Below are 25,915 nucleotides of genomic sequence, written 5' to 3' on the forward strand. Positions count from 1 at the left end.
ACCGACACTGGCTTTCGGATTACCTCGATCGAATTCCCGGAATTCTTAGCGTTGCTTCGCCGTATCAGAACGGCCTCTACCCCCGCATTATTTCGGACCAGTGACATGACGAAAGCCGGCTGGTAGCCAGGGTCCCGCGATTGCTCTTTAAAGTGGACCCATCAGTCAAGACACTTTGCCGGTTAATTTAAGCTGTGTCCAATTCCTCTTCCGCAGCTGCTTGGCGCTGCCCCGTTTTATTACCTTCCGCTTGTTCCAGTGCCGCGTCGCCGAACTTATCGACGATCAGCGCACCGCCACCAATGCCTTCGCGGTAGACACGATCCGGTGTCTCGTAACCCAGTGCCTGGTGTGGGCGCTCGGCGTTATAGAACGCGAAGTATTGCGCCAGCCCCACCATCAGCTCGGCCATGTTGGCATAGCCCTTCAGATACACGTCCTCGTACTTCACGTTGCGCCATAGCCGCTCCACGAAAATGTTGTCCAGTGCCCGACCGCGCCCGTCCATGCTGATGGCCACACCTTCGCGTTTAAGCACGTCGGTGAAGGCGCCACTGGTGAACTGCGAGCCCTGGTCGCTGTTAAACACCTCGGGCTTGCCATGGTGGCGCAAAGCATCCTCCAAGCAGTCCACGCAGAATGACGCGTCCATGCTGTTGCTGATGCGCCAGGACAGCACCTTGCGGCTATACCAGTCGATAATAGCCACCAAATACGCATGGCCACGCGCCAACCGGATATACGTCAGGTCTGTGCTCCACACCTGGTTCGGCCGCGTCACCGCCACACCGCGCAGCAGGTAAGGATAGACCTTGTGTCCAGGGTGAGGCTTGCTCGTCGCCGGCCCCGGCGCCATGCCCGCCAGCCCCATCCCACGCATCAGGCGCTGCACACGCTTGCGATTGACGCAGTAGCCCCGCCCGCGCAGGAACACCACCATGCGCCGGCTGCCGTAAAATGGCCGGCTGGTGTACTCCTCGTCGATCAGTGCCCGCAGTTGGCCATCTTCCTCGTCCACGCATTGCTGTCGGGGCGCCACCGCCAACCGCCGATAGACCGTGGAGCGCGGTATGCCGGCTAGATCGCACTGCAGCGTCAACGGCATGTCCCCCTCGTGCTCGATCCATTGCGCCCGCTCAGCCGCACTCATTCCCCGAGCTTTTTTTTGAGCCAGTCCACCTGCATTTTCAGCTTGCCGATCTCGCTGTATAGCTTGTCCTCCGGGCTGCCCTCGTCCACCGGCTTGGGACCGCGCTTGGCGTCAAACAGCGCCCCGGCGTTCTCCAGGATTTCCTTCTTCCACTGCCCCACCAGCACCGGATGCACGCCGTAATCCTGCGCTATTTCCGTTACCGTCTTCACCCCACGCACCGCCTCCAGACCTACCTTAGCCTTGAATTCTGCCGTGTGCACCCTGCGTTTCTTGCCTTCGCTCATTTGCTATCATCCTTTTCACGGACAACAGCTTAAACTACCGTCTCAATTTCCGGATCCACTTTACTTCAATATACTGGAGGAAGATGGTCTCGTCACTTTTCGTGATGCGGTAGTCCACTAGATCTGCAGTACCTCCAAACAGCCCCCCATAATGCAGAACCGGTGTCAGGTGCGCAGATGGACACTGGCTCATGGCTTGAGCGCGAGCTGCCAACGTCAATATAAGCACCAGGTAACACTTCTGCAGCTTCATAGTTTTTCCTGTGTTCCAGATAACAGCCACCGTGACTCATCGACGAAACCAATGCAAATCGCCTCCACTATATCAAGCGGTTCTTCATTAATAACATCTTGTTTGATTGGACTTGTTTTCAATGTCGTTACCGTGACCGGCTGCTACTGGCCGTTTACGGCCTACGAACTCAAAGCTGAGCGTAGACCATTCACACGCCCCTGCCAGCTTCCTTCACGAGCACTGATTGCTCATGTAAAGTCGGCCATCGGCCTTCATTGAACTCGAACAAGGCACATAAAAAGATATCACGAAAGCGTTCAAATTCATTCCCTGGAAACGCGCTTTTCAGCGCATCCAGCTCAGACCAGAATACATCTTCGTCAAATCCATCGAAGTCAATTGCTGAAAACAGTGCTGCGTTGTGCAGCCAGTTTGCGACCTGACCCGCGCTCCGAATTTGCGTTCTCTTCCGACGCCAATACACAAGATTCCAACGTTGCCACCACTCAGATCCAACGAAAGCAATAGGGCGAATGGCAAGGGTGCCTTGGTAGATCAGGTAGCGATAAGCGTACTTTTGCGCAAAATCCATGCAGGACTATCATTTGAATTGAATAGCAAATTCTAGCCGATCTGGTCAGATGAAAATAATCTCCGTCCGGTGATGGCCGACGACCGCCTTAGTGTTTTTCAAATCCCACAAAATATTTTCGAACGCCATCGACATGTTCAACACGTATGTCCGTTCCGTCTGACGCCATGGTTACAACTCGGCATGCGCCAAGAGTACCAGGTGTAGAGGCATAGTCAAATGCTACGCTCCATCCGGCCTTGTTGCCCTTTCGTCCGGTCTTAGCGCCAATCGCACTTGGCAACAGGGTATTGAACCGTTGCTCTAGCTGCTTTTGACGTTCAGATGCCCACTCAACGCTTTCGCTATTGAGGACCTGCTTCACACTTGACGCCGGTAAATTCGTATAGCCGTTCTCCGCCACAAATTTCTCAGCAATCTTAACGGCTGATTCCATCGTCAGATTTTCAGATGCTTTCGCATGAAGACATGTCAGTGCGACAAACAAAATAGCAACTAGATTCCGCATATACAGGATCCCAAAAAATGAAAGTCGGCTCTTGGCCGTTAACGATCAACTCTTCTCTGCCAATGGATTTTCGGCACCCGTATCCTTGTCTGAACATTGCCGTTCCATTCGACGGAAAAACCATGACGCTCCAGAGCTTCGATGATCGTGGCGGCGATTGCTGTCTTTCCTGCTTCGGTATCTTTCATATCGCCAAATGCGAGCCACAGTCCTTCACCAGCTACCGCTCGCTCAAGGTCCTGGCCGTGATAGAAGCAATATCCTTTGTAGGTGCCATGTGGTTGCTTCGCGTGTATCTCGCCCACGTCATCGTGGCCGTCTGAAGTTGTGTACCCAGCGTTTTGCAACGCGATGATCATGGCTCCATTCAAATCGCCAAATACATCATCCAACCGGTCACAGTCGGTAAATTGAGGCCAGCTTTTTTCTTCCGCGGTCTTTCGCTGAAACTCTTCTTCGATGAGTGCTCGAAGCATCGACTCATCGACATTGCCTTCTAATACGTCATCGAGAGATGTGTGAACCTCCGCGCGATCATAGAAACCAGACCAAACCCATGTGCTAATCTGATCAGCGAGATATTGCTCTTCTTCGTTCATTTCAATCATCTTGAATTTCTCAATTTGTCTTGCTTCATATATGCGGTCGGCCGTTCATGGCCGTGACAGGCCCAATTACGGGCAGAATTTTAACTCAAGGTCCACAAGCCAACCGCCATTCGGCCTATTCGTCAATCTTCGGCACCTCGTAGTCTTCCAACCCCAAGTCCGCGAGCGGAATACCATGCTTGCTAGCTTCTTGTTTCAGCAGAAATACAATGTTCGCGAAGGCCATTCGTCTACCAATGGCTTGCTCGTGGTTCAAAGATCTCCACACGACCAAATTTTCTTTGACATCCTGCTTTAGAGCATGAGCGAAAGACTTCAGGCAATCCTCATGAGTTGCAATGCGGCGTTTGGTCATACAAGGCCTGCTACTCCTAAATTTTGAAGAACGACTGCTCATGGCCGATACCGTCGGCCCTGTTGGTTTCAGAACGAGTTAAGCCGATGCAAAGCGAACGAACTTCACCTCGTCGTTATGGGTGATTGCGGCACACCACGTCACACTCCGATTGAATAAGCACACGTCCCAGTCCTGCCAGGGCTCGCGCTTGGAAAGGAATGACAATACGGCCTTTACATTGGTTAGAACCATTACGTTGTAGTTCTCAAAAAATGCTACCACTGCAACCTCACCCGCAAACCATTCATCCTGGAAGCTGGCAAAAGGCTCTGCTCCGCGGAATTGACAGGCGATTGGAATAGAGTCCATTCGCCCAGGTATACGAAATGGCTCAATCATCTTCCGTAGGCGATGACAAAGTTCATCAACACGTTCCGCAGGCAGGATATCGCCAAGAAAACTGAAATCCAAGTTTGGTCCTTTTCTACAAATGTCCGCAGCTGGCCGCAATTGGCCGGAGTCTACTCGATTCAATCACCATGCTGTTTTCGAAGGGCTTCGAGCAATTGCCCTGTCTCCTCCTGGCTACCGAGTACAAGTGTACGAACAATGTCTTTGGTAGGAGGTAATGCGACGACTGGGATCCTCAACCCTGCATAGCTTCCGGCGTCCGCAAGCGCATTTCGAATGCTGGGGCTCTCGACCGCGCCGTGAGTTTGTTCGATTACTTCGGCCACAAATGACCTATAACTGGCGTCGCCGCCTACGTTTTGATCTAGGTTCAGTTTGCCTTCACGGTCTGCACGAAGAACAGTATGAGCCTGCATTCCGTCAATCACCAGAAAACGCGGGCCTTGTTTTGGCTCAGCCGACTTGTTCAGCAACGATGACAAGCGAGTGAATTCCTTTTCGGAGAGAACTGCGGCGTCCTGTTCCACTTTCGTCAGTTGTGGCACGGGCCAATCTTGCAGCCAGATTTGTGAGACGGCGGCAACAACGGAAACGGATACTTCTCCTGCCTTACACAATATTGAAATGCAGACCTCGCGGTGGAACGACGGTTTTAAAAGAACGCGAATGCATTCATCAGCTTCGGCGAGCTGCCAGTCATTTGCAAAGCCGCCAAGGCCAAGAGCTCGACAAATGTTTTCGGATGTGTAGTTGGCGGAAAGCATGGTTGCTGAAGACTAACTTACTTTAAGAACAAGATCCGCAATATAACAGGCAATCGACTAGGACTTACAATTCCGACCAACGACTGCTGCTGGCCGACCTCTGCCGATTGTACTCGACGGTACGATGGGGCCAACCGACTCTGCGGCTGCGGCCCCAATCCTGCAATCAGATCAAAACCAACGTGCACCGTCACGGGTGTGGCGAGCCCGTCGCTCTTGGAAGGTTAGTATTGACCGCAGCGATAGAGGCTTTCCGCAGTCGCCGAAGTGAAAGCCGGCAACCTAAAAACGTAAATAAACTTGCGGCTGCGATCTCTATAGCAGCGATTGTCGGGTACTCCGAAATGTCGCGAATTGGTCCAAACAAAAATAAGCCGAATAGGAACAGAAGAAATACGGTCGTGGTATTTGAAGTGCGCTGTTTTTGGATGAACGTCCATGTCGAAAAGCCGAATATCGGGATCAACGTAAGTACCTCGACAAAAATAACCAAGGGCGTTGTGGCAGCTTTTTCTATCAATTGCGTTCCCGTTACATCAACTGCGCTGCTAGGCTCAAGTGCATTGAGCATAGCGAGATACCGAAGCGGGTAGCACAGGACGTACATCGCCAGCATCGTGCCGAGGCCGGTCAATAAGGATCGCCAGTTGAATTGTAAGAATCTGCTTCTAGGCTTCATTGGTGACCACTAACATTCATTTTTAGCAATGACCGCCGGCAGACGAGGTAAAGTGTTCACCATCGGTCGAACGGTTGAATCCGCACCCCCTTGCGGACATTCATTCACCGGGGCGAAGAGCGAAAACGGAAAAATCGGGAGCTAATACGATGACGTGCCACTCCACCGGCAGCACCCGACCATTGGAGCTCTTCCTTGCACGTTCGTCACAAGGCAGCAGCATTGTGCGGCGCTATTTCTTACGCCTCTTCTCTTTCTTATAGTAGGCATCCCAGTCGATCTCCGTCAGGTAAACGGGCGCAAAACCAGCCCGGATAATCGCGTCATTGAGATTGGCACGCAAATAGGGGTAAATAATGTTCGGGCAGACGGCACCGAGGAGCCGATGCAACTGATCCTCCGGTAACTTCTTGATGAGAAAGATGCCCGCCTGTTTCGCGCTGACCGTGTAGGCGACCTTATTCTTGATGCGACCGGTCGCCACCATACCTACCACCACCTCGTAGACGTCGCTGCCGACTGGCAACGCATCGATCGTCATGTCGTAGCTAATCTCTGGTGGGGCAGTGTCGAGAAAAATAGCGGGAGAATTGGGTTGCTTGAGTTCGAGATGCTTTAAATAGATTCGCTGAATGTCAGGTAACGGCATGGCGATGCCATCGCTCGCCAAGCTTGCACAAGACACCATTATGCCGAACAGGGCAAACAGAACGCGGGATCGGAACGTTAGGAAAAAGACCACCATAATATATCCTCTGGAAAATTTATTCGGTAACACAGGCCAATGGGAGAGACGTCACCTGCGTCTCGGCCTTGGGGACTCTTCGGCAACGCACGTTGAGCACCGAGCCCCCCTTCGGCTCGCGATCCTCTAGGCAGGGGGGGTAAGGATTACGCCGGGGGCATCGAGAACACCGGAACCTATCAAATGAGATTTGTACAAATTCGTTTCATCATTCACTTCCTGACCATTTGCCACTGGCCGCTAATGGCCGGCTCCTGCCTGGCCACGAAACAACTATCGACGATACCAATCTCGCGGCTCTTCAAATACTGAGGAGTTGAATGGATACAGGTCAGCCTTCACATGCCCGTACGTCAGATCAACATCGAATAAGTGGCTCGATATCAAGAATCGACCATCCGGTTCGAATGACGCGTCCACATCGAGATTTCCTTCATGCGCTCTACCCGAAATGGACAGTCGGGTTAAGTCGTAAAACGACAGCCTAAGCTGCACGCTATCGTTGCCGTTTGCGATCCATCGAGTTGGGCTATGCTCAGGGAGTTCCGGAAAATTCAGACTCACACGAAAGTCGCCAGTTTGTCCAATGATCACCTGGGCCAAGCGCAAGCGATTGAGTCCAGGCGATTCTCCACTGAACGCATTGAGCAATGCGACCTTGTTATCAAGGTATTCAATCCAGTCTGATTTTTCTTCGTTCATTTTTTTGATGGCTGCAATGGGCGCTTCAAGATTTCATTTACTCCACCTGAGTCCACGCCCTGGCCGACTACTCCACCACATCAATACGCCAAGTCCTCCAAGTGCAGCAATTGCGGTGACGTATCCAAGCGGATTAGTTTCTTTCGAGCCAAAGCTGGTGCAGCGCGGCTTGTTGTAGGATTTCCCACGAGGTGCAAGCGCCTCACATTGAACTTGCTGGCCTGTCTCAGACAAATAGCCTTTTCCCGCCTCAGCAAAGGTCATCTCGATTACAACTGCACTCGAGAACATAAAAGGAGCTACTAATAGGAGTTGAAGCGCTACCCATATAGTGCGTAAAGAGATGCGTGGCATGCGAAGTAACTTCAATGTTTACGGGAAGGTCAGCTATTGGCCGGAAGCAGTTCTCGGAGAACTCCAACCTATCGGGCAGCCAATGTCAGGTCGCGTGTCAACTCCTACACGTAATGTCCAGCAGGGAGATGCAAATTTGATGCGGCCGGCAATTGCCTCGTTGTAGGCGTTGGGAACTGTGCTGTTAACGACGGGTGTCATTTTCACGGCAACTCAGTGTTGCGTATCGGCCTTTTCGTAGCGTCGTCTTGTTTCCTACGCCGCGCAATCCTGACCGGATGTCTACGTTGTCATCGAATGAGCACATGTTCGCTTCCGCGAACTTTGCAAGATTGCTTGGGCTTCCATTGAGCTTGACCGTGATGCCAGCTCCAGGATCGACGCAGCACCCCATATACTTCGACATGTACTCCTCTTCGATGACAACCAGGTCGTGTCCCATGAAAGACGCCTGCTTCTTCACATGGTAGTAATCAGTGTAGTCATAGCGTTCGTTGGGGCGCTTGTTGACGATGCCTTCATGCATATACGCCTGGATCGCCTTGCCGGAGTCTCCGGCTCGTTCAGTCGTGCCGGGTTTAAGTCGAAACGCATTCTTCAGGCCCTCTTCCAGCTCCTTATCGTTGTAAGCGCTTGCAAGTGCCGCATGGGCCGTTAGAAGAAGCAGCAGGAAAATCTGTTTGTACATATTGGGCTAACTTTTCTTTAATCCGCGGTAGAGGAAAGCGAGGACCTTGATCCCCATGAACAGGAAGAGGGATCCAACCACGAGATACGTGAGCGATCTCTCCCAGCGTATCGAACGGTCGTGGACGGAGTTTTCAGGATTGTCCGGATCTACCCACAATTCGACTGGGCGATGGTTTTCCTGCGCAGCCAGCAGGCGATCGTACATGTTCTTCTGGTAGGTCACCAATTCGTCTGCTGCTCGGTTGAGGCTAACGCGGCTGCTCACATAAGGGCGGCCTTCGAACGTGTAGCTGAATTCGGCCTCCGTGCGGTACCTTCTGTCCTTATGGTTGATGAAGCTCTGGTCCAGCACCACCGACCCCACTTGCGCCGGCACAGGTACGTAGCTTCGCGCCGACCAAGAGTCGCGCATTTGCAGGTACAGCATGGCGCCGCTCACGACGCCGCCGCCAACGAACATCAGCGCGAAGCTAAGGACGAACAACGAAACTATAAGGCGTGCGCCAGTATTCGATTTCGCCATGCCTTAGAACTTCGCAGCGATGCTCATGCCGATGCTGCGCGGCGCCAGGCGGTAGCCTTGCACGATCGAGGCGACTTGCGGGTGCTGGATTACCTTGTCTTCATCAAAGGCGTTCTTGATGAAGGCCGTCAACTGGTAGCGGTCGAGCGAGATGCCGGTGCTGAAATTGGCGGTGTGGTAAGAAGGGCGATTGTAGTCGGTCTGCTCTGGATTCAGCGAGCCTTTGCTTGGTCCGACCCATTGCACGCCTCCCATCACGAAGGCGCTGTGGCCGTCGGCGGTCGAGAAGTTGTATTGCGCGCTGACGGTGCCGTTGTACTTCGGTACGCCCTGTACTTGTGCGCCTTTGACTGCGCCGATTATGCCGTTGGCGATGCCGTCATCATTCGACAGTTCGGCCTTCACGTAGCCGCCGGCAGCGCTCAGGGTCAGGCCCGCCATCGGCTTGGCCTTGACGTCGAATTCGAAGCCTTTGCTGGTGGCGTTGCCGGCGTTGGCGTTGTAGGTGTAGGCGCAGGTCGGCAGGTAGACGCCTTGCTGGATGTTTTTCCACTTCACATAGAACACGTCGGCGTTGACGGCGACACGGCCGCCGAGGAAGCGCGATTTGCTGCCGACTTCATAGCTCCACAAGCTATCAGGTGCGTAAGTGGCCGGGCCTTCGGTGAGGCCGTTTTCTTCCAGGTCCGGACCGCACGTGGTTGGGGGCACAAAGACGTTGGAGCCGCCCAGGCGGAAGCCCTTTGCAATGGAGCTATAGATGGTGTGCTCGGGCGAGGCCTCCCAGGTCACCGCATACTTCGGCGTGAACGCGTGCGATGACAGGCTGGTGCTGCTGTTGTTGCCCGCGCCCGCCAGGTAGTTGCTGTTGCGCTGGGCCAGGGTGGACTTCGCCGTCAGGTAGCGCGCGCCGACGGTGGCGTGCAGCGTCGGCGAAAAGTAGTAATTCACTTCGCCAAAGATCGAGCTTTGCTTTTCGCGGTAATGGAACTCGCCGGCGAAGGAATTGTCATTCGGGAAGGCACCTGGATAAGCGTCCGGCAACAGCTCGGGATCGTCGATGGAGAAGCCGAACTTCTCGAACGTCGCCGCCACGCCATGGATAGGATCGTTCTCGTTCAGGTTGGTGTGCTGGTTCGAAAAGTAGAAGCCGCCCAGCCAGGTCCACGGCGAGCGCGCGGCATCGTAGGGTTTGGAGGCGAGGCGGAACTCCTGCGAGATCTGGCGCACTGCGTTGTTCAGGTAGACCGTGGACGGCAGGCCGGCAATGGCTTCGATCAGTTCCGGCGGTGCCTTGCCGCCATCGTCGGTCGAGGTCAGGAAGGTGGAAAGGGAATAGCTGTTATAGGCCGAACCGTTTTGCTGGCGGTCGAACTTGCGCTGGAAGTAGCTGGTGCTGGAGGTCAGGTCGGCGCCGCCCAGGTCCCAGTTGACAGCCAGGTTTGGCGTCAGCAGCTTGTCGATGGATGGCTCGCGCACCTGTTTCTGCGCCTGGTAAGGCGGGCGGTCCAGGTTGAAGGCGGCGATATCCTTGGCGTCCACGCGCTGGTAGTAGATGGATGGCGTAATGGTCAGGTCGCGCGTTGGCGCCCATTTCAGCGCGACCCGCAGTTCCTGGTCGTTGATCTTGTTGATGTCGCTGGCCAGCACATTGCCGTCGCCATCGACCTGGTTGATGAAGCCGCCGGAGCGCTGGGCTTGGACGCCGATGCGCAGTGCCAGTTCGTTGGCCACCAGCGGGAAGTTGCCGACCACATTGGTGGAGTAGCCCGGGCTGCCGCCTTTGGTAGAGGAGGCTTCGGCGTAGGCGCTGACTTCGCGCTCTTTCAGGTCGGGCTCGTTCGGCACGAATTTGATGGTGCCGCCCATCGAGCTGGCGCCATACAGCGTGGCTTGTGGGCCGCGCAGTACTTCCACCCGGTCGATATCGAAGAACTTCGGCTCCACCGTGCCCATGGTGTACAGGTTGCCCACCGTGAGCGAAACGTCGCCGAGGTAGATGCCAACGGTCGCCTGGCCGGCTGCGGAACTGATGCCGCGAATCTCGATATTGGAGGTGCCCGGCCCGGCGCCGCCATTGCCGGTGGCGGCGGTGAAGGAAATATTCGGCACGGCCCGCGTCAGGTCGGTGAAATCGTCCACCTGCTGCGACAGCAGGGAGGCGCCGCTGATGGCGGAAATACTCATCGCTACCTTGTTCGGATCTTCCTTGCGCTTTTGCGCGGTGACAGTGACAACTTCGATCTTGTCGCTATCCGCCAAGGCCTGGACCGAAATAGCCGCCAGGGAGCAAGCGAGGACCGTCCGACGAATTTTCATGCCTTTTTTCCTATGAATGAGCCAAAGTTATTAAAATAGCAGGAATTTGCTGCCTTGCAGCAGTGAACAGCCGATCAACAGCCGTTTCTAATTGTAAATTGCTGACCCTAGGGTTATTAGTGTTGTAAAATTGGCCTCTTTAGCTGTGCCATTTGTGCCGCTACGGGGCTGCAAGCAGAGAGAACCGTTTCTGAATTACAATGTGGCCTCAAGAACAAAGAGCGACATCCGTGTCAAATTTAGTCGAAATCCGTGACTTACACTTCAGCTATGGGAAAAGGGCAATCCTGTCCGGTCTCCATATGGACTTTCCTCGAGGGAAGGTCGTAGCTGTCATGGGTGGTTCCGGCAGCGGCAAAACCACCGTCCTGCGCCTGGTCGGCGGCCAGATCCGCCCTCAAAAAGGCACCATCAGCGTGGAGGGCCAGGTCGTTCACCAGTTGAAGACCAAGGAACTCTATGTGCTGCGCCGCAAAATGGGCATGCTGTTCCAGCATGGCGCGCTGTTCACCGACCTGACCGTATACGAGAACGTGGCCTTCCCGCTGCGCGAACATACCGACCTGCCGGAAGAACTAATCCGCGACCTGGTGCTGATGAAGCTGCACTCGGTGGGCTTGCGTAACGCTGCCAAGCTGAAGCCGGGCGAAATTTCCGGCGGCATGGCGCGCCGTGTGGCCCTGGCCCGCTCGATCGCGCTGGACCCGCAACTGATCATGTATGACGAGCCGTTCGCCGGCCTCGACCCGATATCGATGGGCGTGACTGCCAACCTGATCCGCAATCTGAACGATGCGCTCGGTTCGACCACGATCCTGGTGTCGCATGACGTGAAAGAGTCGTTCATGATTGCCGACTATGTGTATTTCCTGTCGCAGGGCAAGATCGTTGCCCACGGCACACCGGCTGACATGATGGTTTCGACTGATCCTTACGTGAAGCAATTCGTGCACGCGGAAGCGGATGGCCCGGTGCCATTCCACTATCCGGGCAAATCGCTGGCCGAAGACCTGGGCCTGGGAGTCCGCAAATGATGCGCCGTTTCCTGCTGAGCGTGGGTGGTGGTGCGCGCGACTATGTGGAAAGCATCGGTCTTTCCGCGCGTACTTTCTTTACCATGCTGGGGCTGTCGCCCGGCCTGCTGCGCCGTCCGCGCCTGCTGGTCGAGCAGCTGCATGTCATCGGTAATTACTCGATGCTCATCATTATCCTGTCCGGCCTGTTCGTCGGCATGGTGCTGGGCCTGCAGGGTTATTACACGCTGAATAAATACGGTGCGTCAGAGTCGCTAGGCTTGCTGGTAGCCTTGGGACTGACCCGCGAACTGGGCCCGGTGATCACCGCGCTGCTGTTTGCCGGCCGCGCCGGTACTTCGCTGACCGCGGAGATCGGCCTGATGAAGGCGGGTGAACAACTGTCCGCCATGGAAATGATGGCCGTGAATCCGATCCAGCGCGTGCTGGCTCCGCGTTTCTGGGCGGGCGTGATTTCGGTGCCGCTGCTGACCGGTATGTTCAGCGCGGTCGGTATCCTCGGTGGCTACCTGATCGGTGTTGGGCTGATCGGTGTCGACGAAGGCGCGTTCTGGTCGCAGATGCAGGGCGGCGTGGACGTGTGGAAAGACGTATTCAACGGATTCGTGAAAAGTGTGGTGTTCGGCGTAGCCATCACTTATATCGCGCTGTACCAAGGCTATGAAGCTCAGCCTACCCCGGAAGACGTTTCCGGTGCGACGACGCGCACGGTGGTCATCTCCTCCCTGATGATCTGGTGGCTCGACTTCATGCTGACGGCGCTGATGTTTAGTAAATAATAAAAGTAGCTTTCTGGTGTCAGGTGCTGACACGCGCAGCGTGTTGGCCCCTGATACCGGCAAATTAAGGATTTGATATGCAACGTAAATCTCTCGACGTTTGGGTTGGCCTGTTCATCGTTATGGGCGCTGCTGCGCTCATGTTCCTGGCCCTGAAGGCCGGCAACCTCGGCTCCATGACCATGGGCAATACCTACCAGGTGACCGCTCGCTTCGACAATATCGGTTCGCTGCGCCCACAGGCTGCCGTCAAGGCATCCGGCGTGGTGGTGGGCCGCGTTGCCTCGGTCGGCTTTGACGACAAGGTGTACAAAGCCGTGGTGACGCTGGACATGGAAGAAGGCTTCAAATTCCCTAAGGACAGCTCGGCCAAGATCCTGACCGCAGGCCTGCTGGGCGAGCAATACATTGGTATCGAAGCCGGTGGCGATGAAAAGAACCTGGTCGCAGGCGACCGTATTGCTCGTACCCAGTCCGCAACCGTGCTGGAAGACTTGATCAACCAGTTCATCTATAGCAAGGCAGCCGAAGGAAAGGACTCCCAATGAGCAAATTCCGTACCCTTGCCCTGAGCCTGGCGGTCGTCGGCACCCTGAGCGGCTGCGCCGGTCCGAACCCGCGCGATCCATATGAAGGCTATAACCGCGCCGTCTTCAACTTTAACGACAAGCTGGACGAGTACGCGCTGAAGCCGACCGCCACTGTCTACAAGAACGTCACCCCGGGCTTCTTCCAGACCGGCGTCAGCAATTTCTTCGGCAACCTGGCCGACGTCTGGACCGCCGCCAATAACCTGCTGCAAGGCAAGGTCGGTGACGGCATGTCGGACTTGATGCGAGTGGCGATGAATTCGACCTTCGGCCTGCTGGGCGTGCTCGATATTGCATCCGAAGCAGGATTGCAAAAACATAAAGAAGATTTCGGCCAGACCCTCGGTTCCTGGGGCGTACCGTCCGGCCCATACGTGATGCTGCCGCTGCTCGGCCCGTCCACCGTGCGCGATACCGTCGCCCTGCCGGCGGATATCTCTGCCGACCCATGGCAATACAAAGATCCTGTCAACGTGCGCAACATCGGCACCGTTACCCGTGTGGTGGATCAGCGTGCAGCTTTGCTGGACGCTTCCACGCTGCTTGAAGATGCCGCCCTCGACCGTTACGAATTCATCCGTGACGGTTGGATGCAGCGCCGTAACAGCCAGGTCTACGATGGCGAAGACGGTCCAAAGGACAAGCAGAAGCAGCCTGAAGTGGAGGACGAGGCCCCAAAGCAGCCTCAGGCTATAATGCCGGAACCGGCTGAAACCAAACCCAGCCTGTGATCCGGAACACAACCCTACATAGGTAAAGAACAATGAAATTGATCAAACAACTGATCGCGGTCGCAACGGTAGCTTTCGCCACCAGCGCATTTGCCGCTACTGCTCCAGCCAATGAAGCGCCGGACGTGCTGGTCAAGCGCATCAGCTCCGAAGTGCTGGAAACCGCCAAGTCCGACAAAGAGATCCAGGCTGGCAACCAGAAAAAAGTCATGGACCTGGTGGAAACCAAGATCCTGCCTTACGTCGACTTCCAGCGCATGACTTCCCTGGCGGCTGGCCGCTACTGGCGCGAAGCGACCCCGGAACAGCAAAAGCAACTGGCTGCTGAATTCCGCACCCTGCTGATCTTCACCTACTCGGGCGCCCTGTCCCAGGTGAAAGACCAGACCGTCGATTTCAAGCCTATGCGTTCGTCCCCAGGCGATACCGAAGTGGAAGTGCGTTCCCAGGTAAACCAGCAGCGCGGCGAGCCGATCCAGCTGAACTACCGCGTCGCCAAGACCGATGCCGGCTGGAAGATCTATGACATCAACGTGCTCGGCGCCTGGCTGGTGGAAGCCTACAAAGGCACCTTCGCTTCGGAAATCTCGAAAGGCGGCATCGACGGCCTGATCAAGACCCTGTCCGAAAAGAACAAGAAGCTGGCTTCCAAGCCATTGAAGACTGCAGGTAAATAAATAATGCCTGATACCACTGTTTCCAACCAGCTTGCGCTGAAGTCGCTGACCGTGGCCAACGCCACGGAGGCGCTGGCCCACGGCCTGGCTGCGCTGCGCGCCGGCCAGACCGTGTTCGACCTGGGCCAGGTGGAAGCCGTGGACTCCGCTGCCGTGTCAGTCATGCTGGCATGGCAGCGCGCTGCCGCTCAAAACGGCATCAAGCTGGAACTGCGCAACCTGCCAGGACAGCTTCAGAGCTTGACCAAGCTCTACGGCGTGTGCACGCTCGTGTCGCCCGCCGATCTGCATCATCATTGACCCCCGCCTCCCCCATTGATTAGCGGTATCAGGCCCCAACAGGCTACGCCTGCCAACACCTGACACCCTGATCAAGCTGTAGTTTCAACCGGTTCGGCGAGCCCGAACCAAATTTCCAATATAATTGACCGTCTACCGCGCTTGCTGAGCGCGCGTCTTTGCAACGGTCATCGTTGTCCCAGTTATCTATACAAGTAAGCATGACAGCAATCGAAATCAGCAACGTCCAGAAGCGCTACAAGACGCTGCAGGCGCTTGGCGGCGTGTCACTGAAAATCGAAGAGGGCGAGTTCTTTGGCCTGCTTGGGCCGAACGGCGCGGGCAAGACCACCCTGATCTCGATCATCGCCGGCTTGATCCGCGCCGATGCCGGCGCTGTGAAGATCCACGGCCACGATGTGGTGACGGACTTCCGCGCGGCGCGGCGCAAACTGGGCGTGGTGCCGCAGGAACTGGTGTTCGATCCTTTCTTCACCGTGCGCGAAACGCTGCGCCTGCAGTCGGGCTACTTCGGCCTGGGCAACAACGACAAGTGGATCGACGAGGTGATGGAGGAGCTGGGCCTGGCCAACAAGGCCGACACCAATATGCGTGCCCTGTCCGGCGGCATGAAGCGCCGCGTGCTGGTGGCGCAGGCGCTGGTACACAAGCCGCCCGTCATCGTGCTGGACGAGCCGACCGCCGGCGTCGACGTGGAGCTGCGCCAGACGCTGTGGAAGTTCATTTCGCGCCTGAACCGCGAAGGCCACACCATCGTACTGACCACGCACTACCTGGAAGAGGCGCAAGCCATGTGCAAGCGCGTCGCCATGCTCAAACTGGGCAAGGTGGTGGCGCTGGATACCATGTCGCAGCTGATCCGCCGCATCTCCGGCTCGCAGCTGGTGCTGCACCTGCCGCACAATTCGCTGCCGGAAGAGTTGCAGCCGCTGCTGAACCATCCACCGGAAGACAACAAGTACAGCCTGCGCATCAATGATTACGCGGAAGTGGAAGGCATCCTCGCGCGCCTGCGCCAGGGCGGCATCAGCATCGACGAGATGCAGCTGCAGCAGGCCGACCTTGAAGACATCTTCCTGCAAATCATGGACGAGAACATCGTATGATCACCACCGGCTTCCGCACCCTGGTCTACAAAGAGACGCTGCGCTTCTACAAGGTCGCCACGCAGACGATTGCCGCGCCGATCCTGACCGCCATGCTGTACCTGCTGATCTTCGGGCATGTGCTGTCGGGCCGCGTCGAGGTGTATCCGGGCGTGACCTACACCGCCTTCCTGATCCCGGGCCTGGTGATGATGAGCGTGTTGCAGAATTCCTTTGCCAACTCCTCATCCTCGCTGATCCAGTCCAAGATCACCGGCAACCTGGTGTTCGTGCTGCTGACGCCTTTGTCGCACTGGGAGATCTTCTCCGCCTACGTGCTGGCTTCGATGGTGCGCGGCATCACCGTCGGCTTCGGCGTGTTCGCAATTACCGCCTGGTTCGCGCACCTGAGCTTCACGGCGCCGCTGTGGATCCTGGTGTTCGCCTTGCTGGGTGCGGCGATCCTCGGCACCATGGGCCTGATCGCCGGCATCTGGGCCGAGAAGTTCGACCAGCTGGCCGCCTTCCAGAATTTCCTGATCGTGCCGCTGACCTTCCTGGCCGGCGTGTTCTATTCGATCCATTCGCTGCCGCCGTTCTGGCTGGCCGTATCGCATGCGAACCCGTTCTTCTACATGATCGACGGCTTCCGCTACGGCTTCTTCGGGCAGTCCGACGTGAACCCATGGATCAGCGTCGCCATTGTTTCCGCCTTCCTGGTGGTGCTGGCGCTGCTCGCCATCAAACTTCTGCGCAGCGGCTATCGCTTGCGCCACTGATTTATTGAGGAATTCAAAGTGACCACAACTCCAGAAGCAATCCACAGCTACATCGCTGCCGGCCTCGAATGCACCCACCTGCAAGTGGAGGGCGACGGCCAGCACTTCCAGGCCGTGATCGTGTCGCCTGCCTTTGCCGGCAAGCGTCCGATCCAGCGCCACCAGCTGGTGTACGCCGCGCTGGGCGACCGTATGCGCGAAGAGATCCATGCACTGTCGATGAAAACCCTGACTCCAGAAGAGTTCCAAGGCTAACAAAGGATTACAAGAATATGGACAAGCTCCTCATCACCGGCGGCAAGCGCCTGGTCGGCGACATCAAGATTTCCGGCGCCAAGAACGCCGCCCTGCCTATCCTGTGCGCAGGCCTGCTGACCGCAGGCGACCTGGAACTGACCAATGTGCCGCTGCTGCACGACGTGGCGACCATGCTCAAGCTCCTGCGCCAGACCGGCCTGTCGGTCCAGCAGGATGGCGAAAAGGTCACGCTGAACGGTTCCAAGATCGACAAGTGCGAAGCGCCGTATGAGCTGGTGAAGACCATGCGCGCATCGATCCTGGTACTGGGCCCGCTGCTGGCGCGCTTCGGCGAAGCCAAGGTGTCGCTGCCGGGCGGCTGCGCCATCGGTTCGCGCCCTGTCGACCAGCACATCAAGGGCCTGCGTGCCATGGGCGCGGAGATCACCATTGACGGCGGCTATATTTACGCCAAGTGCAAGAAGCTGAAGGGCGCCCGTATCGTCACCGACATGATCACCGTGACCGGCACCGAGAACCTGCTGATGGCTGCGACCCTGGCCGAAGGCGAGACCGTCCTGGAAAATGCCGCGCGCGAGCCGGAAGTGACCGACCTGGCCAACCTGCTGGTGGCAATGGGCGCCAGGATCGAAGGCATCGGTACCGACCGCCTGGTGATCCAGGGCGTGCCCGCACTGCACGGCGCCAAGCATGACGTCATCTCCGACCGCATCGAAGCGGTGACCTTCCTGTGCGCAGTGGCAGCCGCCGGCGGCGACATCACCATCCGCAATACCCGCACCGACATCTTCGACGTGGCGCTGGACAAGCTGCGCGAGATGGGCGTGGAGCTGACCGTGGGCGACACCTGGATCCGCGCCAAGATGGACCAGCGCCCGAAGCCGGTGTCCTTCCGCACCACCGAATACCCGGGCTTCCCGACCGATATGCAGGCGCAGTTCATGGCCGTGAACCTGGTCGCCGGCGGCAGCAGCAAGGTGACCGAAACCATTTTCGAGAACCGCTTCATGCACGTGCAGGAAATGAACCGCCTGGGCTCGAAGATCTCGATCGACGGCAACACAGCCTATATCGACGGCGTCGACCAGCTGATCGGCGCGCCTGTGATGGCAACCGACCTGCGCGCCTCGGCTTCGCTGGTGATCGCCGGCCTCGCCGCCAAGGGCGAAACCCTGGTCGACCGCATCTACCACCTGGACCGCGGCTACGACCGCATGGAAGTGAAGCTGTCCGCCGTGGGCGCCAATATCACCCGACTTAAATAACCATGGACCTTATCCTCGCCCTGTCGAAAGGCCGGATCTTCGAAGACACGCTGCCGCTGCTGGAAGCGGCCGGTATCACCGTCACCGAAAATCCGGAAACCTCCCGCAAGCTGATCCTGCCTACTTCGGACCCTGGCATTCGCGTACTGATCGTGCGCGCATCCGACGTGCCGACCTATGTGCAGCATGGCGCGGCGGATTTCGGCGTGGCGGGCAAGGACGTGCTGCTGGAACACGGCGGCGAAGGCCTGTACCAGCCGGTCGACCTGCACATCGCCAAATGCCGCATGTCGGTGGCGACGCGTGCCGGCTTCGATTATGAAACGGCTGTGCGCCAGGGCGCGCGCCTGCGCGTGGCCACCAAGTTCACTTCGATTGCGCGCGAGCACTTTGGCAAGAAGGGCGTGCACGTCGACCTGATCAAGCTGTATGGCTCGATGGAGCTGGCGCCGCTGGTCGGCCTGTCCGATGCGATTGTCGACGTGGTTTCCACCGGCAGCACGCTGCGCGCCAACAACCTGGTGGAAGTGGAAGAGATCATGGAAATCTCGTCGCGCCTGGTGGTGAACCAGGCTGCGCTGAAGATGAAGCGCGCCCGCCTGCAACCGATTATCGAAGCTTTTGAACGCGCCAGCGCTGCCGGTGCCAAATGATGCCCATGATCCGCAAACTCGATTCCACGCAAGACGATTTCCAGGAAACGCTCGACGCGCTGCTGGCCTTTGAAGCAGAAACCGACGACGCGATCGAAAGCGCTGTTGCAAAGATTATCGCCGACGTGCGCGCACGCGGCGACGAAGCCGTGCTGGAATACACCAACCGCTTCGATCGCATGAGCGCCGCCAGCATGGCCGATTTCGACATCGGCCAGCCGGCGCTGGAGGCGGCACTGGCCGCCCTGCCGGCCGCGCAACGCAATGCGCTGCAAACCGCCGCCGACCGCATCCGCGCCTTCCACGAGCGCCAGAAGCAAGAGCTGCAAGGCTTCACCTACACCGAAGCCGACGGCACCATCCTCGGCCAGCGCATTACGCCACTGGACCGCGTTGGCATCTACGTCCCTGGCGGCAAGGCTGCCTACCCTTCGTCGGTGCTGATGAACGCGGTGCCGGCGAAAGTGGCGGGCGTGGAAGAAATCATCATGGTGGTGCCAACCCCGGACGGTGTGAAGAACCAGATGGTGTTGGCCGCCGCCGCGATTGCCGGCGTCACCCGCGTGATCGGCATCGGCGGCGCGCAAGCCGTGGCTGCGCTGGCGCACGGCACCGAAACCATCCAGCCGGTCGACAAGATCGTCGGCCCGGGCAATGCCTACGTGGCAGCGGCCAAGCGCCGCGTGTTCGGCACCGTCGGCATCGACATGATTGCCGGCCCATCCGAGATCCTGGTGATCTGCGACGGCAGCACCGACCCCGACTGGGTGGCGATGGACCTGTTCTCGCAAGCCGAACACGACGAACTGGCGCAAGCCATCCTGCTGTGCCCTGACGCCGGGTACATCGCGAAAGTCGAGGCCAGCATCGCCAGACTGCTGCCAAGCATGCCGCGCAAGGCCGTCATCGAAACCTCGCTGCGCGACCGCGGCGCGCTGGTGAAAGTGCGCGACATGGCAGAAGCCTGCGCCATCGCCAACAGCATCGCCGCCGAACACCTGGAGATCTCGGCCGAGAACCCGCAGCAGTGGGCCGACCAGATCCGCCACGCCGGCGCCATGTTCCTGGGCCGCTTCTCGTCCGAATCGCTGGGCGACTATTGCTGCGGCCCGAACCACGTGCTGCCCACTTCGCGCACCGCGCGCTTCTCGTCGCCGCTGGGTGTGTACGATTTCCAGAAGCGCTCCTCTGTGATCCACGTCAGCGAAGCCGGCGCCCAGACGCTGGGCAAGGTCGCGGCGGAACTGGCTTACGGCGAAGGTCTGCAAGCCCACGCCCGCAGCGCGGAGTTACGCCTGAAATGACCGACTGGAAGAACCAGGTCTACTGTGAGGACGCGATGGCCGGGCTGGCCCGCGTGCCGGATGGTTCGATCGACTTGATCCTGACCGATCCACCCTACAACCTGGGCAAGGATTACGGCAATGCGTCCGACCAGCAGACGATGGAAGACTACCTGGCGTGGACGGAAGCATGGATCGACGCCGCGCTGCCGAAGCTGAAGCCGAACGGCAGCCTGTACATCTTCCTGACCTGGCGCTACTCGCCGGAGATCTTCGTCATGCTGAAAAAGCGCATGACGATGATGAATGAAATTATCTGGGACCGCCGCGTGCCTTCCATGGGCGGCAGTACCCGCAGTTTTTCGTCGGTGCACGACACCATCGGTTTCTTCGTGCGCCGCAAAGACTATTACTTTGACCTCGACGCCGTGCGTATCGCGTACGACGCCGAAACCAAGAAAGCCCGTTCGCGTTCGATTTTCGTCGGCGCGAAATGGCTGGAAGTGGGCTACAACCCCAAGGACCTGTGGAGCGTATCGCGCCTGCACCGGGAACATGCGGAACGGGTCGACCACCCGACGCAAAAGCCGCTGGAAATCATCGAACGCATGGTCAAGGCCAGCTGCCCGCCGGACGGCGTGGTGATGGACTTGTTCATGGGCAGCGGGACCACCGCTGTTGCCGCGCGCCGCTGCGGGCGGGATTTCGTGGGCTTTGAATTGAATCCCGAGTATTGCGACATAGCTCGGAAGCGTCTCGATGCGCTTGCCGAAACCGGTAAACCGTTGTCTGACCCGCAGGGTCAGACACCTCCGCCACGCAGGGGGCGCAGGCCGAAAGCGGCGCCTGTCCCGAACGAGGCATTAGAACAGGAGTAATGCAGATGTCCCTCGACAGCCTTATCGCCAATACGATCCGCCAGGATGTGCGTTCCGACCACATCTACCATGTGCCGGATGCCAGCGGATTTATCAAGCTGGATGCGATGGAGAATCCCTATGTGCTGCCGAGCCACCTGCATCATGACCTGGCCAACCGCATTGCCGGCGTCGCGCTGAACCGCTACCCGGTGGCCAGCTACGAAACCATCAAGCAGCGCATCCGCGCCAAGCTGGGCGTGCCCGCCGGCTACGACGTCATGCTGGGCAACGGCTCGGACGAGCTGATCGCGATCATGGCGCAAGCCTGCGCCTTGCAGCCGGCGGAAGGGCGCCGCGCCGTGATGATGGCGCCGGCGCCATCCTTCGTGATGTTCCAGCGCTCGGCGATGGTGGCCGGCATGGATTTCGCCGGCGTGCCGCTGAAGGCCGACCTGACGCTCGACTTGCCCGCCATGCTGGCGGCGATCGAGCAGCAGCAGCCGGCGCTGGTGTTCCTGGCCTACCCGAACAACCCGACCGGCAACCTGTTCGATGCCGGCGATATCGAGCAAATCATCCAGGCGTTGGGCGACAAGGGCCTGTGCGTGGTCGATGAAGCATATGAACCATTTGCGCAACAAAGCTTCATGGGCCGCCTGCCGGAATTCCCCAACCTGATCGTCATGCGTACACTGTCGAAACTTGGCCTGGCGGGTATCCGCCTCGGCTATATGTCGTGCGCGCCAGCCCTGCTGGAACAATTCGACAAGATCCGCCCACCCTACAACGTCAATGTCCTGACCCAGGCCGCTGCCGAATTCTGCCTCGACCACCTCGAGGTCCTGAATCAGCAAGCCGCCCTGTTGCGCCAACAGCGCAGCGAGCTGTCGGCCGCATTGGCTAACTTGCCGGGTGTCAACGTTTTCCCATCGGCGGCAAACTTTATCCTCATTCGCGTACCCGACTCCGCGCAGGTTCATGCCAAACTGCTCGAGCGCAAGGTATTGATTAAAAATGTGGGTAGAATGCACAATGTACTGGCCAACTGCCTGCGCATCACCGTCAGTACGCCCGAGGAAAACGCAATCATGCTGGACGGCCTGAAAGCCGCCCTGGCGTCCTGAAGCGAAAACCAAGAGCTTTTCATGAACCGCACCGCAGAAATCACTCGCAACACCAGCGAGACCCAGGTCCGTGTCGCCATCAACCTCGATGGCACCGGCGCCCAGAAGCTGAACACGGGCGTGCCTTTCCTCGACCATATGCTGGACCAGATCGCCCGCCATGGGCTGATCGACCTCGATATCGAAGCCACCGGCGACACCCACATCGACAACCACCACACGGTGGAAGACGTCGGCATCACGCTCGGCATGGCGATCGCCAAGGCGATTGGCGACAAGAAGGGCATCCGCCGCTACGGCCACGCCTATGTGCCGCTGGATGAAGCGCTGTCGCGCGTCGTGATCGACTTTTCCGGCCGCCCGGGCATCGAATACCATATCCCATTCACCCGCGCGATGATCGGCGCGTTCGACGTCGACCTGACGCTGGAATTCTTCCGCGGCTTCGTCAACCATGCTGGCGTCACGCTGCACATCGACAACCTGCGCGGCACCAATGCGCACCACCAGTGCGAAACCGTGTTCAAGGCTTTCGGCCGCGCCCTGCGCATGGCCAGCGAACTTGATCCGCGCGCTGCTGGCGCCATCCCGTCCACCAAAGGAAGCCTGTAACGACACTACGGCTGACTGACATGAAAAAAATCGTAGTAGTCGATTACGGCATGGGCAACCTGCGCTCCGTAGCGCAGGCATTGCGCGCAGTCGCGCCCGAAGCCGACGTGATGATTTCCGGCGATCCCGCCGCCATCGATGCCGCCGAGCGCATCGTGCTGCCCGGCCAGGGCGCCATGCGCGACTGCATGGGCAGCCTGCGTGAGTCGGGCGTGCAGGAAGCGTTGATGCGCGCTGCCGCCTCCAAGCCCATGATGGGTGTGTGCGTAGGCGAGCAGATGCTGTTTGACGCCAGCGAAGGAAAACGGCAGCACGCCGGGCCTGGGCCTGTTGCCCGGCAAGGTGGTGCGCTTCCAGCTCGAGGGCCAGCTGCAGGAAGACGGTTCGCGCTTCAAAGTGCCGCAAATGGGCTGGAACCAGGTACGCCAGCGCATGCCGCACGCCATGTGGGACGGCATTCCGGACAATGCCTGGTTCTACTTCGTGCACAGCTACTTCGCGCAGCCGGAGATCGATGCGCAGAACGTCGGCGAGACCGTGTACGGCCAGCCATTCTGCTGCGCTGTCGCCCGCGACAATATTTTTGCCACACAGTTCCACCCTGAAAAGAGTGCCGCCACCGGCCTGCAACTGTACAAAAATTTCATCCACTGGAATCCCTAACCTCAAGAACAACATCATGCTGCTCATTCCTGCTATCGACCTCAAGGATGGTCACTGCGTTCGCCTGAAACAGGGCGATATGGAACTTGCAACCGTCTTTTCCGACGACCCGGGCAAGATGGCGCGCCACTGGCTGGAGCAAGGCGCGCGCCGCCTGCACCTGGTGGACCTGAACGGCGCCTTTGCCGGCAAGCCGAAGAACGAAGGCGCGGTGAAGTCGATCCTCAAAGCCGTGCAAGACTACGCCGAGGAATTCGACTTGCCCGAAATCCCGGTGCAACTGGGCGGCGGTATCCGCGACCTCGACACCATCGAGCGCTATCTGGACGACGGCATCAGCTACATCATCATCGGCACTGCGGCGGTGAAGAGTCCCGGCTTCTTGCAGGATGCCTGCGGCGCCTTCCCGGGCCACATCATCGTCGGCCTGGACGCCAAGGACGGCAAGGTGGCGACCGACGGCTGGAGCAAGCTGTCCGGCCACGAAGTGATCGACCTGGCGCAGAAGTTCGAGGGCTACGGCGTTGAATCGATCATCTACACCGACATCGGCCGCGACGGCATGATGGGCGGCGTGAACATCGAAGCCACCGTGCGCCTGGCGCAAGCGGTGCGCATCCCGGTCATCGCTTCCGGCGGGCTGCACAACCTCAGCGATGTGGAAGCCCTGTGCGCCGTGCAGGAAGAAGGCATCGAAGGCGTGATCTGCGGCCGTTCGATCTATGAAGGCACACTGGACCTGGCGGCGGCCCAGGAACGTGCCGACGAACTTTCAGAGTAGACAATATGCTGGCTAAACGCATCATCCCCTGCCTCGACGTGACCGATGGCCGCGTCGTGAAAGGGGTCAACTTCACCGAGCTGCGCGACGCCGGCGACCCGGTGGAAATCGCCCGCCGCTACGACGAGCAGGGTGCGGACGAACTGACCTTCCTCGACATTACCGCGTCGAGCGATAACCGCGACCTGATCCTGCACATCATCGAAGCGGTGGCATCGCAAGTGTTCATCCCGCTGACCGTGGGCGGCGGCGTGCGCCAGGTGTCCGATGTGCGCCGCCTGCTGAACGCCGGCGCCGACAAGGTCAGCATGAACACCTCCGCCGTGACCAACCCGCAATTGGTATACGAAGCGTCGCAGAAGCACGGCAGCCAGTGTATCGTGGTGGCGATCGACGCCAAGAACGTGGCGCCAGGCAAGTGGGAAGTGTTCACCCACGGCGGCCGCAACGCCACGGGCCTCGATGCGGTCGAATGGGCGTGCAAGATGGCCGAGCTGGGCGCCGGTGAACTGCTGCTGACCAGCATGGACCGCGACGGCACCAAGTCCGGTTTCGACCTCGGCCTGACGCGCGCCGTGAGCGATGCGGTCAGCATCCCGGTGATCGCGTCCGGCGGCGTGGGCGGCCTGCAAGACCTGGCCGACGGCGTCAAGCTGGGCCATGCCGATGCGGTGCTGGCGGCCAGCATCTTCCACTACGGCCAGCACACCGTGCAGGAAGCCAAGCAATTCATGGCGGCGCAGGGGATTCCCATGCGTCTTTCTTAAACTTCGGGGAACACACAATGGCTACCGCAATTGCAGCGAATGTCGCCAAAGCCAAATGGCTGAACAAGGTGAAGTGGGACGAACATGGCCTGGTGCCTGTCATCGCACAGGAAGCCGGCAGCAACGATGTGCTGATGTTCGCGTGGATGAACCGGGATGCGCTCTTCAAAACCGTGGAGCTGGGCGAGGCCGTCTACTGGAGCCGCTCGCGCAAGAAGCTGTGGCACAAGGGCGAAGAGTCCGGCCACGTGCAGAAGGTGCTGGAAATCCGCCTTGATTGCGACGAAGACGTGGTGCTGCTGAAGATCGAGCAGGCAGGCGATATCGCCTGCCATACCGGGCGCCACTCCTGCTTCTTCAACAAGTTCGACAATGGCGACTGGCAGAACACCGAGCCGGTGCTGAAAGACCCGGCCGAGATTTACGCGGAAGAGAAGAAATGAGCAATGTACTGGACCGCGTCGCGGCCACCATCGAATCGCGCAAGGGCGCCGACCCCGCGTCCTCCCTATGTCGCCAAGCTGTTTGCCAAGGGCGACGACGCGATCCTGAAAAAGATCGGCGAGGAAGCCACCGAGACCGTGATGGCGGCGAAAGACGCCCGCGTCAGCGGCGATGCGTCGAAAGTGCTGTACGAATGCGCTGACCTGTGGTTCCATTCGCTGGTGCTGCTGGCGCAATTCGATTTGTCGCCGCAGCAGGTACTTGATGAGCTGGCACGCCGCGAAGGCTTGTCCGGCCTGGAAGAAAAAGCATCGCGTAAGGAATAA

General features: G+C 58.4%; 31 protein-coding genes and 2 pseudogenes. 20 read left to right on the forward strand and 13 right to left on the reverse strand.

Going from position 1 to position 25,915, the window contains the following annotated elements:
- Positions 1-187: 187 nt before the first annotated feature.
- The 13 genes from ACQ4MM_RS00765 to ACQ4MM_RS00825 form a co-directional block, all read right to left on the reverse strand.
- A protein-coding gene (locus ACQ4MM_RS00765; protein ID WP_431475563.1) for an IS3 family transposase occupies positions 188-1,437 on the reverse strand; the annotation gives its coding sequence in 2 pieces (ribosomal slippage) (positions 188-1,152 and positions 1,152-1,437; 1,251 coding nt in all).
- A gap of 443 nt (positions 1,438-1,880) precedes the next feature.
- Positions 1,881-2,264, reverse strand: coding sequence for a hypothetical protein (locus ACQ4MM_RS00770; protein WP_431475564.1), 384 nt, complete (start codon positions 2,262-2,264; stop codon positions 1,881-1,883).
- A gap of 88 nt (positions 2,265-2,352) precedes the next feature.
- Complete coding sequence (locus ACQ4MM_RS00775) at positions 2,353-2,772, reverse strand: hypothetical protein (RefSeq protein WP_431475565.1); 420 nt, start codon at positions 2,770-2,772, stop codon at positions 2,353-2,355.
- A gap of 38 nt (positions 2,773-2,810) precedes the next feature.
- On the reverse strand, positions 2,811-3,380 hold the full coding sequence (locus tag ACQ4MM_RS00780) for a DUF6891 domain-containing protein (RefSeq protein ID WP_431475566.1): 570 nt from the start codon (positions 3,378-3,380) through the stop codon (positions 2,811-2,813).
- Between the two features lie 115 nt (positions 3,381-3,495).
- Positions 3,496-3,735 carry a hypothetical protein gene (locus tag ACQ4MM_RS00785; RefSeq protein WP_431475567.1) on the reverse strand — a complete coding sequence of 80 codons (240 nt, stop codon included), beginning with the start codon at positions 3,733-3,735 and terminating at the stop codon, positions 3,496-3,498.
- A gap of 78 nt (positions 3,736-3,813) precedes the next feature.
- Entirely contained in the window at positions 3,814-4,188 is a 375-nt protein-coding gene (locus tag ACQ4MM_RS00790) for a hypothetical protein (protein WP_431475568.1), read from the reverse strand.
- Positions 4,189-4,247: 59 nt separating this feature from the next.
- Positions 4,248-4,892: a hypothetical protein gene (locus ACQ4MM_RS00795; RefSeq protein WP_431475569.1), complete on the reverse strand. Its 645-nt coding sequence runs from the start codon at positions 4,890-4,892 to the stop codon at positions 4,248-4,250.
- 190 nt (positions 4,893-5,082) lie between these two features.
- Positions 5,083-5,526: a hypothetical protein gene (locus tag ACQ4MM_RS00800; RefSeq protein ID WP_431475570.1), complete on the reverse strand. Its 444-nt coding sequence runs from the start codon at positions 5,524-5,526 to the stop codon at positions 5,083-5,085.
- A 277-nt stretch (positions 5,527-5,803) separates the two neighbouring features.
- Positions 5,804-6,316: a protein-export chaperone SecB gene (gene secB, locus ACQ4MM_RS00805; protein ID WP_431475571.1), complete on the reverse strand. Its 513-nt coding sequence runs from the start codon at positions 6,314-6,316 to the stop codon at positions 5,804-5,806.
- A gap of 273 nt (positions 6,317-6,589) precedes the next feature.
- Positions 6,590-7,018 (reverse strand): Imm50 family immunity protein, encoded by a 429-nt coding sequence (locus ACQ4MM_RS00810; RefSeq protein WP_431475572.1) that lies wholly within the window; start codon positions 7,016-7,018, stop codon positions 6,590-6,592.
- A 538-nt stretch (positions 7,019-7,556) separates the two neighbouring features.
- Positions 7,557-8,060 (reverse strand): hypothetical protein, encoded by a 504-nt coding sequence (locus ACQ4MM_RS00815; RefSeq protein ID WP_431475573.1) that lies wholly within the window; start codon positions 8,058-8,060, stop codon positions 7,557-7,559.
- 6 nt (positions 8,061-8,066) lie between these two features.
- Positions 8,067-8,585, reverse strand: coding sequence for a DUF3592 domain-containing protein (locus tag ACQ4MM_RS00820; RefSeq protein WP_431475574.1), 519 nt, complete (start codon positions 8,583-8,585; stop codon positions 8,067-8,069).
- 3 nt (positions 8,586-8,588) lie between these two features.
- On the reverse strand, positions 8,589-10,904 hold the full coding sequence (locus tag ACQ4MM_RS00825; RefSeq protein ID WP_431475575.1) for a TonB-dependent receptor: 2,316 nt from the start codon (positions 10,902-10,904) through the stop codon (positions 8,589-8,591).
- Positions 10,905-11,134: 230 nt separating this feature from the next.
- Here ACQ4MM_RS00825 and ACQ4MM_RS00830 point away from each other — a divergent pair, with 230 nt between their 5' ends.
- From ACQ4MM_RS00830 to ACQ4MM_RS00925, 20 genes and pseudogenes are all read left to right on the forward strand, one after another.
- Entirely contained in the window at positions 11,135-11,938 is an 804-nt protein-coding gene (locus ACQ4MM_RS00830; protein ID WP_431475576.1) for an ABC transporter ATP-binding protein, read from the forward strand.
- Complete coding sequence (gene mlaE / locus ACQ4MM_RS00835; protein WP_431475577.1) at positions 11,935-12,717, forward strand: lipid asymmetry maintenance ABC transporter permease subunit MlaE; 783 nt, start codon at positions 11,935-11,937, stop codon at positions 12,715-12,717. Before ACQ4MM_RS00830 ends, mlaE begins: the two co-directional genes overlap by 4 nt.
- 77 nt (positions 12,718-12,794) lie before the next feature.
- Positions 12,795-13,265 carry an outer membrane lipid asymmetry maintenance protein MlaD gene (gene mlaD / locus ACQ4MM_RS00840; RefSeq protein ID WP_431475578.1) on the forward strand — a complete coding sequence of 157 codons (471 nt, stop codon included), beginning with the start codon at positions 12,795-12,797 and terminating at the stop codon, positions 13,263-13,265.
- Positions 13,262-14,038, forward strand: coding sequence for an MlaA family lipoprotein (locus ACQ4MM_RS00845; protein WP_431475579.1), 777 nt, complete (start codon positions 13,262-13,264; stop codon positions 14,036-14,038). The genes mlaD and ACQ4MM_RS00845 overlap by 4 nt, the downstream gene beginning before the upstream one ends.
- A 32-nt stretch (positions 14,039-14,070) precedes the next feature.
- Positions 14,071-14,715, forward strand: a complete 645-nt coding sequence (locus ACQ4MM_RS00850; protein WP_431475580.1) for an MlaC/ttg2D family ABC transporter substrate-binding protein — start codon at positions 14,071-14,073, stop codon at positions 14,713-14,715.
- Between the two features lie 3 nt (positions 14,716-14,718).
- Positions 14,719-15,015 carry an STAS domain-containing protein gene (locus ACQ4MM_RS00855; RefSeq protein ID WP_431475581.1) on the forward strand — a complete coding sequence of 99 codons (297 nt, stop codon included), beginning with the start codon at positions 14,719-14,721 and terminating at the stop codon, positions 15,013-15,015.
- A 200-nt stretch (positions 15,016-15,215) separates the two neighbouring features.
- Positions 15,216-16,121, forward strand: a complete 906-nt coding sequence (locus tag ACQ4MM_RS00860) for an ABC transporter ATP-binding protein (RefSeq protein ID WP_431475582.1) — start codon at positions 15,216-15,218, stop codon at positions 16,119-16,121.
- Positions 16,118-16,879 (forward strand): ABC transporter permease, encoded by a 762-nt coding sequence (locus ACQ4MM_RS00865; protein WP_155455822.1) that lies wholly within the window; start codon positions 16,118-16,120, stop codon positions 16,877-16,879. The genes ACQ4MM_RS00860 and ACQ4MM_RS00865 overlap by 4 nt, the downstream gene beginning before the upstream one ends.
- Before the next feature lie 18 nt (positions 16,880-16,897).
- Entirely contained in the window at positions 16,898-17,134 is a 237-nt protein-coding gene (locus ACQ4MM_RS00870) for a BolA family protein (RefSeq protein ID WP_028103535.1), read from the forward strand.
- A 17-nt stretch (positions 17,135-17,151) separates the two neighbouring features.
- A complete protein-coding gene (gene murA / locus ACQ4MM_RS00875) occupies positions 17,152-18,402 on the forward strand; it encodes a UDP-N-acetylglucosamine 1-carboxyvinyltransferase (protein WP_431475583.1) in 1,251 nt (416 codons plus the stop codon).
- Between the two features lie 2 nt (positions 18,403-18,404).
- Entirely contained in the window at positions 18,405-19,055 is a 651-nt protein-coding gene (gene hisG, locus ACQ4MM_RS00880) for an ATP phosphoribosyltransferase (RefSeq protein ID WP_431475584.1), read from the forward strand.
- Positions 19,052-20,359 (forward strand): histidinol dehydrogenase, encoded by a 1,308-nt coding sequence (gene hisD / locus ACQ4MM_RS00885; RefSeq protein ID WP_431475585.1) that lies wholly within the window; start codon positions 19,052-19,054, stop codon positions 20,357-20,359. The genes hisG and hisD overlap by 4 nt, the downstream gene beginning before the upstream one ends.
- Positions 20,356-21,216 (forward strand): DNA-methyltransferase, encoded by an 861-nt coding sequence (locus ACQ4MM_RS00890; protein WP_431475586.1) that lies wholly within the window; start codon positions 20,356-20,358, stop codon positions 21,214-21,216. The genes hisD and ACQ4MM_RS00890 overlap by 4 nt, the downstream gene beginning before the upstream one ends.
- Positions 21,216-22,322: a histidinol-phosphate transaminase gene (gene hisC / locus ACQ4MM_RS00895; protein ID WP_431475587.1), complete on the forward strand. Its 1,107-nt coding sequence runs from the start codon at positions 21,216-21,218 to the stop codon at positions 22,320-22,322. The genes ACQ4MM_RS00890 and hisC overlap by 1 nt, the downstream gene beginning before the upstream one ends.
- A 21-nt stretch (positions 22,323-22,343) precedes the next feature.
- Positions 22,344-22,934 carry an imidazoleglycerol-phosphate dehydratase HisB gene (gene hisB / locus ACQ4MM_RS00900; RefSeq protein WP_057265675.1) on the forward strand — a complete coding sequence of 197 codons (591 nt, stop codon included), beginning with the start codon at positions 22,344-22,346 and terminating at the stop codon, positions 22,932-22,934.
- A gap of 20 nt (positions 22,935-22,954) precedes the next feature.
- Positions 22,955-23,597: pseudogene (gene hisH, locus ACQ4MM_RS00905) on the forward strand (imidazole glycerol phosphate synthase subunit HisH).
- A gap of 16 nt (positions 23,598-23,613) precedes the next feature.
- Entirely contained in the window at positions 23,614-24,378 is a 765-nt protein-coding gene (gene hisA, locus ACQ4MM_RS00910) for a 1-(5-phosphoribosyl)-5-[(5-phosphoribosylamino)methylideneamino]imidazole-4-carboxamide isomerase (RefSeq protein ID WP_431475588.1), read from the forward strand.
- 5 nt (positions 24,379-24,383) lie between these two features.
- Positions 24,384-25,145: an imidazole glycerol phosphate synthase subunit HisF gene (gene hisF / locus ACQ4MM_RS00915; protein WP_431475589.1), complete on the forward strand. Its 762-nt coding sequence runs from the start codon at positions 24,384-24,386 to the stop codon at positions 25,143-25,145.
- Between the two features lie 17 nt (positions 25,146-25,162).
- Positions 25,163-25,588, forward strand: a complete 426-nt coding sequence (gene hisI, locus ACQ4MM_RS00920) for a phosphoribosyl-AMP cyclohydrolase (RefSeq protein WP_431475590.1) — start codon at positions 25,163-25,165, stop codon at positions 25,586-25,588.
- A pseudogene (locus ACQ4MM_RS00925) lies at positions 25,585-25,915 on the forward strand (phosphoribosyl-ATP diphosphatase). Before hisI ends, ACQ4MM_RS00925 begins: the two are co-directional and overlap by 4 nt.

It is taken from the genome of Massilia eburnea (assembly GCF_050709955.1).
Taxonomy (GTDB): domain Bacteria; phylum Pseudomonadota; class Gammaproteobacteria; order Burkholderiales; family Burkholderiaceae_D; genus Rugamonas; species Rugamonas eburnea_A.